17 protein-coding genes and 3 pseudogenes are annotated in these 12,855 nt (G+C 36.3%); 1 reads left to right on the top strand and 19 read right to left on the bottom strand.

Features of this window, described 5'->3' with window-relative positions:
• Nucleotides 1–129: 129 nt before the first annotated feature.
• A complete protein-coding gene (locus NSQ64_RS19025; RefSeq protein WP_003215259.1) occupies nt 130–351 on the bottom strand; it encodes a DUF1450 domain-containing protein in 222 nt (73 codons plus the stop codon).
• A gap of 242 nt (nt 352–593) precedes the next feature.
• On the opposite strand from NSQ64_RS19025, the gene NSQ64_RS19030 reads away from it, so the two are divergent.
• Nucleotides 594–1,394, top strand: coding sequence for an RsfA family transcriptional regulator (locus NSQ64_RS19030; protein ID WP_341017816.1), 801 nt, complete (start codon nt 594–596; stop codon nt 1,392–1,394).
• Nucleotides 1,395–1,429: 35 nt separating this feature from the next.
• Here NSQ64_RS19030 and NSQ64_RS19035 read toward each other — a convergent pair whose 3' ends face one another.
• The 18 genes and pseudogenes from NSQ64_RS19035 to NSQ64_RS19120 all read right to left on the bottom strand — a co-directional run bounded on the left by NSQ64_RS19035 (nt 1,430) and on the right by NSQ64_RS19120 (nt 12,855).
• Nucleotides 1,430–1,663 carry a DUF5970 family protein gene (locus NSQ64_RS19035; protein ID WP_008343557.1) on the bottom strand — a complete coding sequence of 78 codons (234 nt, stop codon included), beginning with the start codon at nt 1,661–1,663 and terminating at the stop codon, nt 1,430–1,432.
• On the bottom strand, nt 1,660–3,936 hold the full coding sequence (locus NSQ64_RS19040; RefSeq protein WP_341017819.1) for a glycosyltransferase: 2,277 nt from the start codon (nt 3,934–3,936) through the stop codon (nt 1,660–1,662). Before NSQ64_RS19040 ends, NSQ64_RS19035 begins: the two co-directional genes overlap by 4 nt.
• 103 nt (nt 3,937–4,039) lie before the next feature.
• The gene (locus NSQ64_RS19045) at nt 4,040–4,525 is read right to left on the bottom strand and encodes a tetratricopeptide repeat protein (RefSeq protein WP_268381926.1); all 486 of its coding nucleotides are present in this window, start codon (nt 4,523–4,525) and stop codon (nt 4,040–4,042) included.
• A gap of 35 nt (nt 4,526–4,560) precedes the next feature.
• Nucleotides 4,561–5,406, bottom strand: a complete 846-nt coding sequence (locus NSQ64_RS19050; RefSeq protein ID WP_341017821.1) for a lipoate--protein ligase family protein — start codon at nt 5,404–5,406, stop codon at nt 4,561–4,563.
• A gap of 160 nt (nt 5,407–5,566) precedes the next feature.
• On the bottom strand, nt 5,567–5,959 hold the full coding sequence (locus tag NSQ64_RS19055) for an SMI1/KNR4 family protein (protein WP_341017823.1): 393 nt from the start codon (nt 5,957–5,959) through the stop codon (nt 5,567–5,569).
• 72 nt (nt 5,960–6,031) lie between these two features.
• Nucleotides 6,032–6,303, bottom strand: a pseudogene (locus NSQ64_RS19060) (hypothetical protein).
• Nucleotides 6,304–6,519: 216 nt separating this feature from the next.
• Nucleotides 6,520–6,849, bottom strand: a pseudogene (locus NSQ64_RS19065) (hypothetical protein).
• A 223-nt stretch (nt 6,850–7,072) separates the two neighbouring features.
• Nucleotides 7,073–7,291: a hypothetical protein gene (locus tag NSQ64_RS19070; RefSeq protein ID WP_341017824.1), complete on the bottom strand. Its 219-nt coding sequence runs from the start codon at nt 7,289–7,291 to the stop codon at nt 7,073–7,075.
• 208 nt (nt 7,292–7,499) lie between these two features.
• On the bottom strand, nt 7,500–7,829 hold the full coding sequence (locus NSQ64_RS19075; protein ID WP_171465878.1) for a hypothetical protein: 330 nt from the start codon (nt 7,827–7,829) through the stop codon (nt 7,500–7,502).
• Complete coding sequence (locus NSQ64_RS19080; protein ID WP_268358348.1) at nt 7,829–8,320, bottom strand: DUF2247 family protein; 492 nt, start codon at nt 8,318–8,320, stop codon at nt 7,829–7,831. The genes NSQ64_RS19075 and NSQ64_RS19080 overlap by 1 nt, the downstream gene beginning before the upstream one ends.
• A 53-nt stretch (nt 8,321–8,373) precedes the next feature.
• Complete coding sequence (locus tag NSQ64_RS19085) at nt 8,374–8,739, bottom strand: hypothetical protein (RefSeq protein WP_341017828.1); 366 nt, start codon at nt 8,737–8,739, stop codon at nt 8,374–8,376.
• Nucleotides 8,740–8,967: 228 nt separating this feature from the next.
• Entirely contained in the window at nt 8,968–9,207 is a 240-nt protein-coding gene (locus NSQ64_RS19090; protein ID WP_319078295.1) for an Imm50 family immunity protein, read from the bottom strand.
• Between the two features lie 519 nt (nt 9,208–9,726).
• Complete coding sequence (locus tag NSQ64_RS19095) at nt 9,727–10,170, bottom strand: SMI1/KNR4 family protein (RefSeq protein ID WP_341017832.1); 444 nt, start codon at nt 10,168–10,170, stop codon at nt 9,727–9,729.
• Nucleotides 10,171–10,421: 251 nt separating this feature from the next.
• Nucleotides 10,422–10,844: an SMI1/KNR4 family protein gene (locus NSQ64_RS19100; protein ID WP_341017834.1), complete on the bottom strand. Its 423-nt coding sequence runs from the start codon at nt 10,842–10,844 to the stop codon at nt 10,422–10,424.
• An 8-nt stretch (nt 10,845–10,852) separates the two neighbouring features.
• Nucleotides 10,853–11,521 (bottom strand): annotated as a pseudogene (locus NSQ64_RS19105) (pre-toxin TG domain-containing protein); the annotation flags it as partial.
• A gap of 203 nt (nt 11,522–11,724) precedes the next feature.
• On the bottom strand, nt 11,725–12,093 hold the full coding sequence (gene cdiI, locus NSQ64_RS19110) for a ribonuclease toxin immunity protein CdiI (protein ID WP_008362291.1): 369 nt from the start codon (nt 12,091–12,093) through the stop codon (nt 11,725–11,727).
• Nucleotides 12,094–12,108: 15 nt separating this feature from the next.
• A complete protein-coding gene (locus NSQ64_RS19115; RefSeq protein ID WP_268381937.1) occupies nt 12,109–12,447 on the bottom strand; it encodes a CdiA family toxin C-terminal domain-containing protein in 339 nt (112 codons plus the stop codon).
• 12 nt (nt 12,448–12,459) lie between these two features.
• Nucleotides 12,460–12,855: a CDI toxin immunity protein gene (locus NSQ64_RS19120; RefSeq protein ID WP_268381938.1), complete on the bottom strand. Its 396-nt coding sequence runs from the start codon at nt 12,853–12,855 to the stop codon at nt 12,460–12,462.

A 12,855-nucleotide genomic window follows, 5' to 3' on the forward strand; every position in this document is an offset into this window, starting at 1 on the left:
GGGTAACTTTTCCCGAAAACATCCTTGAATTTGCTGGCGAATGTGTTCTCATAGATTGAACGGACGTAAAAAGCCCGACCTGACAGGGACGGACCTCTTTTTAGGTCGACTGAACACATTCAGTGACATTTATTTGACTTTTTTTTGAACCTTTTCGAGTAACTCATCTTCTGTTGGTGCGGATAATGGGCGATTGTTCACAAACGCAAAAGCCTTTTTTCGTCCTGGACCGCAATACGATTGACAGCCAATCTCAATTTTTGCATCAGGGTCAACCGATTTAAGTCGAGGCAATAACGTTTTTAGGTTCGTCGCATCACAATCGTCACATACGCGAAACTCATTAGCCATGTTCTTACGCTTCCTTTCAATGATGAAACTTCATTCTATATGAAACAGTTGGACAACTAAGAGTGAATAATATACCACCCAACATTGTACATCGAAGCGACTGGAGTTGCAAGAAGCTTTGTCAGCACAGAGACGTATTCACATAAAAGCTAGTATTTTCCACTATCCTTTTAGCAAACTTGTATAAACCTTCTTCAACTTGGCTAATCTAATACCATCAAATCTTATGGGGGTTTAAACACATGTCAAAACAAAGACAAGATGCTTGGTCAGAGGAAAATGATCTCCTTCTGGCAGAAACCGTCTTACGTCACGTCAGAGAAGGCAGTACACAGCTGAACGCATTTGAAGAAGTGGGAGACAAGCTAAACCGTACCTCAGCGGCATGCGGATTTAGATGGAATGCTGTCGTGAGGCATCAATATGAAAAAGCATTGGCACTTGCCAAAAAACAGCGTAAACAACGTATGCGTGCACTCGGCAATGGGCAGCCTGCGAAAAAACGTTTGCTCTATCAGCCGCAAGTTGAAGAAACGATCACACAGGAAGAGTTCTCTCAAGAACTGGAACCTGCGCAAGAAGAAACGTTTGCACCTGCAGCCGAAACAGCCGAACAGCTTCAGTTTGTGGATCAAAGCTACAATGAAGAGTTAGCTAGTTTATCACATTTATTGTCACAGGCTTCTCAAGTGACAGAGAAAAAGCCAGAAGCCAATCCATTTGGGCAGCGCCAAGAGCTAACCATTGAAGATATCATTGATTTCTTACGCCGCTATGAAGGCGATGGACAGCAATCATCTGCCTTACGGATGGAAAACAGCCGATTAAAACAAGAAAACAATGAACTTTCACATAAAGTGTCGCAGCTAGAAGCTGAAGTGAAAAAGCTTGAAAAGGATCAGCACACGATTCAAGAAGATTATGAAACACTCGTCAAAATCATGAACCGTGCAAGAAAACTAGTTTTGTTTGAAGAGGACGACAGTGCCGCACCAACCTTTAAAATGGATCGTAACGGCAACCTTGAAAAAATGGCTGAATAACCAAAAAGTGCTCCCCACCTGCGGGAAGCACTTTTTTAAATATCCAAAAATAGCATCACGCTAAAAAGGACATTGATCAAGAAGACGAACATAAAAATGTACCTGACTTGCCTCACCTGAAAATCACCAAATATAAAAATATAAAGCCCTGCGATACCAAGCGTCAGTACAGGCTGAAGGAACGGCACGAAAAGCGAAATGCCGTAGCCGGCTCCTATGATGACAGGAAGCCATAGTAAATAGAGGTAACCGCCATTTTTAGATTTCAAGAAACCACTCCCTCTCTTTCTTCTATCTGCTTGATTTCAGGCTGAACAAACTTGAGTCCGGCCATTGTACGTCTGCGTTTTTGTGATGTCCAAACCGCAATCGCCGGCTGATCCGTTAAAGACTCTGTGTCAATGGTGATCAGCACTTTCCCATTTAATTCAATTGAATCTTCAAACTCAATTTTGCACCCAGATAAACTGATATCATGTATGATCACCGGCACCTTCTCTTCTAGTCGGTCCTCATAGGCGATCGTGCCTGTCACACCTTGCAATGGCCTTCTCATCCATTTGCGCCGTAGAGCCTTTGGTACCTTCTCCGTTTCTCTTAAAAAGCGGAGAAACGTCCGAACGGCATACGATTTTTTCTCACGATCCGTCATTGCTACATGCTCTCGTGTGAATAAGAAACGGATCAGTGATAAATACTCTGATTTTTTTGTGTCAGTAAAAGCAACACCAACCATCAGCTTGTCTCCCTCTGGATAGCTCCAAACCACGTCACACGACACGCTTTCATTCTCTGAAAAAAACAATTGCGTTTGTCCTTGATAAAGAGAAGACGCTTGGTCCAATGGAATGGATAGACGTGCACCTGAATCACTCATATCTAGTAGAAAACAAGCAATAGACTGATCTTGATGATCAGAACGAAGATGCCCCTCTTTTTCAATGACAAACCGCTCTGATTTCCGATAACGCGGTCGATCAAATGCCACAAGCAGTGCCATGAATAAGCCTGCACCGTTATAAAGCACCCAAAAAATATTAATCAACATGAGATCAGCGTTCATCGTCCCATTTACCTTCACATCGTAACCTATTTTCACAAGGGCAAGCAATGAGAGCAGCAAGAAGATCAGATGGGGAATCATCGTTTTCAAATGAAAATGTCTTTTGTCCGTTTGAATTCCCTTCGGTGTGACAAGAAATTCAACTCTCTTTTTGAAAAACAGCTCACTTAAAGCAACACCAGCTAGGTGGAACGCCATAGAGCTTTCATAAATGTGACTCCAGAACATGCTTCTCTTTTGATTCGACACAAGTTTAAATGCTAAATAGGAACTAAAGAATGCCGGTAGCCAAAACATGAAAACGGACTGGAAATCTGCCCAGAAACTTTGAATACCAAACAATAAAAACAAAATCGGTGTGAGAATATAAATCATTTTAAACAAACCGTTAAACCAATACACAATGCCATCTAAATAAAGAACACGCTGCATAAGCGTTAAGCCGCGCATCTTCAAAGGATTAAACTTACGGGCACACTGAATGTTCCCTCTCGACCAGCGATCTCTTTGCTTTAACAGATCAAGCCAGCTTTCAGGTGCCAGACCGACGGCTAATACTTCTCCGACAGACACAGATTTGAATTTCCCTTGGAGAAGCATTCCTGTTGCCATGTCTTCTGTAATCACTCCAGTAGCAAATCCGCCAATTTCATCTAATGCCGTTCTTCTAAATACCGTATTACTCCCAACATACATGACGGCATTAAACCGATCCTTACCAGCTTGGAGAGTTTGCATGAAAAAGTCCTGCTCATTTGGAATTCGATCTTTCGAGAACATATTATATTGGAAAGGATCTTCGTTATAAAACGCCTGTGGAACTTGAACAAACGCAGTTGCTCCATCATGAAAATAGGGCACTGTTTTTTCTAAAAAGGAAGGAAGAGGGACCATATCTGCATCAAGTGTCAGAATCAGCTCTCCATCCGTTTGAGACATCGCATGATTTAAATTACCTGCCTTAGCAAATCTGTTATCTGTTCTTGTCAGATAATGAACACCAAACGCAGAAGCAAGCTGCTCTACTGCTTCCCTATTGCCATCATCACATAAATAAATTTGAACGCTTTCCTTCGGATAAGAGAGATTCAAACAACCTGCAACAGTGCGTTTCAGCACCTCAATTGGTTCATTATATGTAGCTATGAAAATATCAACTGTTGGCAGCCTTTCAAGATCACTGATCATGACTTGTTTCCGATTTGAAGGCTTCCAAACAAGTGTATAAAACACAAGCAACTGGATAAACCCAATGCATTCACAGACAACAAGCAAAATACCCATGACAATATTAAAAGTACCTTCATGCGGCAATGTAAAGAAGAGACGCCAGCAAATATAGGCAGCATTTGTTAACACACATAGCACAATGATGACTTTTTTCACAGTAGAGGCCATTGGCTGGATACGATATATCATATACAACAGAGACAAAATACAAAGCATAAACAGCGGGTAATACGTGGTGATGAATGACAATACATTTTCCTTCTTTCTTATGTCATAAAGGACTATCACATATAAAATGTCATAACAAAGGAGGGGATTCTTCCATTAGATTGCCCCTCCATTTCTATATAAATCATTTCCACAATCGATCTAACTGATTTGAATAAAAATCAATGGCCCTTCGATAACCCAAAATAGCAGGATCATTTGTCGTCTCAGTTAAACAGTTCAGTAATATTTCCATGGCTTTGCTATGTGCATTTAAATTATACAAAGTCATGGCATAAAACGTTTGAATGGCTTTATTATGCGGATAAGCTTCCATCGCATGGAGGAATATCTGTTTTGACTTTTCATATTCCCCTAAGGTTCTGTATGTACTTCCTAATCCTAAGAAAGCATCTTCTCTTTCTTCTGAAGACAAACCTAGTTCAAGGGCCCTCTCATAAAAAAAGACAGCTTGTTTTTCCTTCCCTAACACATCATAGCTCCATGCACATTGATAGTGAATGGAGGCATGATCTGGATACTCTTCTACAAGACGGATGAGCATGTCATTGGATTCTTGAAGATGTCCACTTTCTCGAAGTTCAATAGCTTTCAGAAGTTTCGTTTCCATTACATCACCCCTATTTTTAAGATGGGACGATATGTTTACGAGAACACTTTCTCATTCCGCTCAATCATCCGCGTCATGTTTTTCTCAAACTCCAGTTGTTCCTCGGTGGTCAACCCTGAAGCAGTCAGTTGCTCGCTCAGATTTTGAAGTTCTTCTAGTAAAAGACGCATGAGAAGCGCACAATCAATGGATTCTCCAGTTAATTCTGATAGGGATGCCATCGTATCAGGCTGTATATCAGGGAATACCGCTTTCACCTCATGCCTTCTATCCTTTAAGGCCGCCTCATAAAAACGGCGAATCAAATCAGCTCGTTTTCGACCGCTTCCATCTGCACACAAATAGATTTGCACAGCGACTCCTCCGCGTAATCTACGCTGAGAAATGCCGGCAAATTTCTTTCCATTGATGCTCAAATCGTAGCTACCTGGACAGTAAGAGCCGACAATTTCATAGGCTTCAATGTCCACCTCATACATCGACAGCATCCGGCGGATCAATTCCACCATCGCATCATATCCACGGTCAATATCAATGCCCTTCTTTTGTTCCGCAAAGATTAAAGACACATTTAGTACGCCTTCATCCAGCACAACAGCAAGACCGCCTGAATTGCGCACAATGACGCGATATCCCTCTTCCTCAAGAAGCTTTACACCATCTTGGAGAAATGGAAGTCTTGTATCCTGAATCCCAAGAACGATCGTATGGTGGTGCACCCAAGAACGCGCTGTCGCTGGTGAGAGTCCTTTCCCGACCGACGCACAAAGCGTATCATCCATCGCAAAAGATTGCTTCGGGTCCACATAGAGACCAAGGCTCGATTGATCTATGATTCGCCATGTCGGCTGTGTCAATAACTCAATAGGTTCATTTTTCATGTCCTGCATATCCTCTCGTTCATAAACTGTGTTTATTATAACATGGAGGGAGCATGAGAGAGATCATCAAAAAAGCCCCATGACATTTGGTGTCACAGAGAGTTTTAACTGGAAGTTTAGTTTTTACTTTTCAGTGATTCTTGCATTCAAGACAGCGTGATCATTCATCGATACATCCCCTACGCACCCACTTCAGCAAATTGTCGGTCACCAACTCTGCATACTTAGGGTCCATCACACCAGCATCCACAATCCACACCTTTTCTTCCTCTTCAGCCAGACGCATGAGAAATATTTGTCCGCCGCCGTCGTCACCGATCGCCACATAGCCGCTTGCATACTGATAGACTTCCCTCGTTGCATTGCGCTCTGCAAGGTCCTCAGTGCCGTATAGAAGCACCCCACCGCCAATAGAACACCCATTTGTCTGTTTGAGTAAGGTCTTATAGGCATGAGGCAGCACCATATTTAATTGGGATTCTGCCTCTTTGATGTACAGATCACTTGCTGGTTTGTTCAGGTGATTGTTTGGGTTTTGAGGGAAATTGATCATGTTTGAGAGCCTCCTATACTCATAGTTCTTTTATACATTCGATTATCTTGAACTATAGACAAGCAGTCCAAACTAATACAGCATTTCTTTTAGTAAACTCTCCGCTTTATGTAGTTCATCTAGAAAGGGATTTAAATAGTCATTGTAACTATCCAAATAGGCTCTTACCCCGCCAGTGATTATGATTTTTGGATATCTTCATTGTTTTGAATGATCCGTTGTGCCTCCTCATATCTTTTGTATATTAATTGGAGAATACCTTGATTGATCTCTTGCGAATAATCTTTTTCTAGAATGTTTATTACAGTTTGGATTTGATTTTTTAGCTCTGCTTTTTTGTTCATAAAATCCCCTGCTTTTCAGATCGATCAATGGTACTTTACTTTGATTCATATGAATAGGGCGTTTTGATACATATACGTTACCATATTTCAGCTTAAACTGACCCAGTTACGAACCTTCAGAAATTATTTTACCAACGGTCAACTTTGAGCATTTCACTAACTCATCAATAAAAAGACCCTCTTACACGAGGGCTTGGATTTATAATTCGTCAATTGTTACTCATCGGTCAATTCCCATACGATTTGACCATCCACCAACATTTTATTTGGTGGATCATCATAAAGAGATATCTCAACTAAAGAGCTTTTCCCCTGGATTAACCAATCGTATACACTTCCACTGTTTTCATCGGGCTGAGATAGTATATCATATACTTGGAAAGCGGCAGCAATATATTCTGTAAAATGAATATCATCTTCATCTTACATATTGTTTGTTTCAAATACTGTATCTAGTCTCCCTAGAATCTTTAATCCACTTTTCCATTCCAATATCTCATCCCTTTTTTCATACTTTATTAATGTCCAAATTAAATAATCATACACTTATTTATCCCTTTCATCATTTACATTAATCACCACAACATCGTCTATTTTGTGCTTATAAATTCCAGACTAATTCTATCAACTTTTATTTCAACCGGTTTATCTTTCAATTTAAAAAAATTGGCAAAACACTCATCATCGTCAGTGAAAACTAAACCTGCGTCAATTTTACCTGCGTGTAACAGACCGCTTAAATAATAATCATACGCTGAACCAATGCGTTCTATTTCTTTCTTTTTAGAATTTCATGGATTATCAATTCATCTAATATAGTAAACCCGATGGCTACTTGATAACTTTTCCCCACTTTAATTTCATACGGACAAATAGAAATAAAACCTGTTAATTCTACACCGTTTATCTCAATAGTTGCTTCTTCCTCAATCAGAGGATTGAGTTTTTTATAAGACATTCGTATATCACAATATACCCTCACTTCCACCTAATGGATTCCTAGTTTAGATTATCCCACTTTCAGATCTTCAAGATACTTTATCGTCAAATGTAGAATTCACTAGAATGTCTCAGCAAAAAATATTTGCTTGATAGTCTTGATTAGCTCACCACAGATTTTTTCGAGAGGATATTATGTCACTAAACGCCATGCAAAGGTTTTGAGGCGAATTCATTACCTTTGAAGGCTTCCTCAATTATAAGTACGAATCAAGGATTTCCACCCCTAGTTGTTTATAAAAATTCACTTTCAGTCTCTTTACTCCTTCTACATAGATAATCAAACTATTATCTTCTTTTTTTAAATTTGTTACATGATAAAAATCACCTGTAAACACGACTGAATCATTCCAGGTTAGACTTAGAGTGATCGTTTGTTGATATACATCCAAACAGAAAACCACTTGAAAATTTGTGTTGTCTTTATATATATAAATTAACTCTCCATCATCGATATTACCAGTTATACTCTCCGGTTCACTTTGAAAGAGTTCTAAAAGGTCAAATTCGTCATACTTGATCATCATTATACTTCCCCCTCACCATTAATCCGTTTTTTCTCATCCTCTAAAAATTCTTTAAGAAGTTCTTTTATCGTTTTTTTTGAATGGGAGGGATAATAATATATATTTGATATCCTTCTAAAAACTTCCTGCATGATGGTAGGTGTATGAAACATGAAAAAGACATTTTCAATTTCTTGAAAGGCATTTTCATCAGGAGTGCCATGATAGACCTCTCTTAAAATACTATATAACCACTTGTGATACTCTTTTGCTAAGGCTTCAGGAGAATGATCAGACACTACTTTTTCAAGTAAATCATCCACTTCGTCTTCTGTTATATCCCATGCTAAATCAAGGATGAATTTATGGTTTAGATGAGGATTACACTCCAAATATTCTACGGCATAATTTGTAACTTCTTCGGGAGAAATTAATTTGTATTGTCTTCCTATTAACAATGTATTCCAGTTACAATCTAACTGATTTCTTTTCAACATTTCAGTTTTATACATTTTATCTTTTCCCCGCCGGTTTGATCTAAAGTAAATACTTAACAATCACTATACTAATAAATATCTAATCTTTCACAACAAAAACTGATAAAATCACCATCTATTATATCTCCAGCTATTAACCTGTTATCTAATTCAAATAACAGGTTACCTAATTGTACTTTTCCGTCGTGTTTATCAATACATTCACCAACTAAACGATAACTAAAATGACCAACTGACTTTTCAATATGATAATCTCGTTGATCAACTTTCACAATATTTTGGACATTTAAACAAAATATTGTTTCTATAAACTCATCCTCTCCTAATTGCTTGAATGGTTGTGCAAAACAACTTATGTCAAATTCTCCATCTGTTACAACTACTTCTGCTTCTAAAGCTTCTTGTGAAATCCAATTGACTCTTTTTACTTTCATTCTATACCCCTTTTCCTTATTAGGTAAAAAGTGAACTTGTCGTTATTTTAACTCAACCAATCGCATACTCTTTCTTCATATCTTTTATAAACGATTCATATAACCGTTAATAGTTTGAATGAGACTAGTTTCTGCTTTTATTTTTGCAGTAATCTCTCCGATAATATCGATCTCAATTAACTCTTGATTAATCTTTATTATTTCGATATTTCTTCTATATGTATCTGACTATGTTTTTATTTCTAAATAATGGATATCAAAAATATCTATTTCAAGAGAAATTGAATTGTACCCTGAATCAGCCCATTTTACAGGTTGAGAATCCGCATAAAATGGCATATCAAATTTCAATGTTGCCTTTCTACCTTCTTCTTTAATAAAAATACCCTCTATACGTATATTCTCCAATTTCGACAATTCTTTATATAGAATTTTTTTTAAAAGTTTCCTTCTAAGTTTTCGTACCACATCGTAACAACTCCTATTAATTTGAATCAATCATGTAAAATATTGCGCCTTGTTTAGTAAAGATTACTTCATGTGGGTTACCAATAGGATCGTTTACATTTCTACAGATATGGAGAAAGCTATAACCTAAACAAACTATCACTTTGTTTACTACTCATTGCCAAATATCCATATGATTTTACCATCTACTGAGATTTTACTTGTTGTATATTCATAGAGTGATAATTCGAACAATGTTTTTTCTTCAACTATACAATAATATAAACTGTCGTATTCATTTTTGCTAGGAAGATTAATAATAAGTTGAACTTTAACTATAGCTGCAACATATTCTATAAAGTTGATATCATGAATTTCTAGACCATTATCTGTCTCAAAGACTGTGTCTAACTTAGCAATATTTTTTAGTCCATTTCCATATTATCTTTTTCACATTTTATTAATGTACCTATTAGAGAGTCATAACCCATTCACTTACATCCTTTTTGATTGTTAGAGGGTATCATATTTTAACGTTTTTTATTCATCTATCAGCAAATTCAGATAATATTTATCATTCTCTTGGATTTTAATTAAAAATTCTTCCAAAGAATCAGCAATTTTGACATCATAATAGAAAACTGCGCTTCTATCGATCTCATTCAATTCAATTGACATTAAAGCTGTTTCATTTGCTTCAAAAAATATTAACTTATTATTTTCATATTTATCAAAGATTTCAATATCAGGATAGAATTCAAAATCATTAACTCTTAACCGAAAGTCTCTTACAGAATACGGGTCCATCATACGATTAATATTATATTCCGAACCATATATAAATCCATAACCTACTTCTAGATAAAAATGAATTAATTCCTTAGGTAACTTTAAATCAAGTTCTTTCTCTACATTCATTATTTCTTTTTCAATTACTGGGAAAAAGCTATTTTCTTTGTTGCTCTTAATTTGTTCATATCTCAATATTTTAAACTCCTCTACATGATGTATTAAATCTCCTGTTCATTTCAGTTGCTACTATTATTATTCAGAGAAGGAAATCATACCCTCACTTGTTAAAAAATCTTTTAATACCCTATATTTTACACCCTCTTCTGAATCGTTTTGTAAATTCGTTATTTCCCTCTCTTAAGTAGTTGATTTAAAAACTTGAAAAGCATTGCATAGTCAAAAAAGTTTTTTTATTCTCCCGCCTAATTGTGCCTAATCTTCAATTAAAGATAATATTCATTATTATTGAGAAACTTTTTGAAAAAATCCTCTACCGATTCAGCTATTTGAGTATCAAAATAATATACTGGGTTATTAACTAATTTTAAATCTAATGAAATATACACACCTTCGTTTACTTCAAAAAAAATAAGTTTATTTTCATCATCAAAAAGTTCGTCTAAATCTGGATCAAATTCAAAAACACCTTCTCTTAATCTAATATCTGCTACTGTCCCTGGTCCCATAATTCTATTTATTGAGTTAGCACTTTGACCTTTAATAAAACCATAGCCAATTTCTAAATATAACTGTCTTAAATCATTTGGAAAACTTATATCCATTCTTTGTTCAGCTTTTAAAATATCATCTTCAGATACCTTATAAGTTTTATTTTCTAGTTCATTAATAAATTTAAAATTAGCCATATTCTATTTTACCTCCTTGGAAATAGTTTACCTGATGGAGCTCCCTTTCCATGTATCCCTGATTGATGTTCGTTAGGATATTTAGCCGGATGATTATTCCACCACTCATGAGCGCCACCAAAGTTATTCTCTATGATATGATGAGCATCATACGGTTGACTAACCCTCCGAGCAACCTCTCCATTCTTATCAAGTACTTCTTCTGTAAATCATGGCCACTTTTGTTTGGTTTTTTCTTCCCACTCTGCAATTAATTTATATTTCAAGTTTGATGTAAATTTGCTTCTATGCTTAGCAATCTCTTTTGGTGTCAATTTTTCATAGTTTTTGTTTCTTAAGGCCTCTTTAATCAGATGAATTTGATCTTTATTAACCTTTCGTCCAGTTTTAGCCTCTATATCCCTAAGATAAGCTTTTGCTAAATCTATATTAAGTTCACCCGCACCTTTACCCGTCTTCTCAACTCTCTTCACCACATTCTTCCCTTGATCAATCTTAATGGCATATTTCCCGCCTTTAATGATTTTCATAAATGGGATAATAGAGGCTGCGGATAGGGCTTGGTCGGTGCTGCTAATATTTTTGCTGGTTTCTGGGTCTTTACCAGTAACTGCTCGGTAGCCGTCGTAGATTCCGCTGTATTCTAGGATGATGTTTTCGGCGGTTGAGACAACTTCGCAGTGTAATTATGGGTTTGACGTTTTCACGCTTCCAAATACCTGCACATAAACTCATTTTATTTTGTTCAATCGTAATACATAATAAAAGGTACTTTGATACTCAATAGCATCAAAGTACCTCAAAATAAAATATGTTACTTTTAATTTCTCATGAACAAAGATTATATAGAGTAGCTCTTTTGCTTTTTAGGGAATTCAATTCATTTTCTTGATTGTTTTATATTATATTTCAGTTTAATTTTCTTCATATAGTTATCTATTTCTAACTTATTTTCTGGATGTCTAACTAAATAGAATTCTACAATTTCATCTAGATATTCATATAAAGTTTCATAATCTAATATTACTTCCTCGTCTTCTTGTACGGCAGGATAATCGAAATAAAAAGCTATTCCTTCTTCACCGAAATAATCTTCTTCCCATTCTTCATAATCGTCTGCAAAAACACACCATACATGTTCGATACCATACCCCTCTTTTTTTGAAAATTTATCCATAATTGTTAGGAACCTTTCGTCCCCCATTACTTGAAAGAAGTATTTTACAAGCTCTTTATTTTTATTTTTCAATGTTTTCACTCTCCATTAGCTCAATGTTGGGAAGAAGTTTGTAATTTCTCCTGTAGCTTCATCAATATAACCTTCAAACTTCAGTCCGTTCTTAGAAGTTCCAGTAATTTTCCTACCTTCAATCTTTCCATTCTTCATCGCTTCTTCGCCCCACTGTAACATTTTCTTATCTGAAATCAACCTTGGATCATAAACTGTCTTTGGGGTACGAACTTTTTTTAGTTCACCAGGGATAATATTACCTTCTAGGTTATCCTTATTTAATTCCTCCGTAAAAACTCTAACTACGGTTCCGCTCCAAATTTGAGTATCATCTTCAATTTCCAGAACAGATATCCAATCATTATTCATCATTCTATTACATCCCTACTTTGATCCTACTTTCACTTCACCATCATGAAATATTTCAATAACATAACCAGAAGATGGTGAAAAAATCCATGTATCAAAACTGACTGCAGTAACATCATCTATAGCTTCAAAAACTTTATCTAAAGTAGATTGAATAATTGGTAACGTCCCTTCATCCCAAATTACATAAACAACATCATTATACTCATCCATTTTTTGATTTAAAAAGGATTGTATCTCATCAAACGTATTCACTTCAGCATAAGAAGATAAATTCTTCCATTCAATTTGCCCCCAATCAGAAAATGGAAATGAACTTTCAAAATGGCTTAATATTTTATCCCTACTATTATCATATAAAACGTGTACATTCTCACCAAGTGCCTCACTACATTCTTCAAATAAACTCAT

Origin of the sequence: Bacillus sp. FSL W8-0183, assembly GCF_038006825.1 — a bacterium.
In the GTDB taxonomy this organism is placed as follows: domain Bacteria; phylum Bacillota; class Bacilli; order Bacillales; family Bacillaceae; genus Bacillus; species Bacillus altitudinis.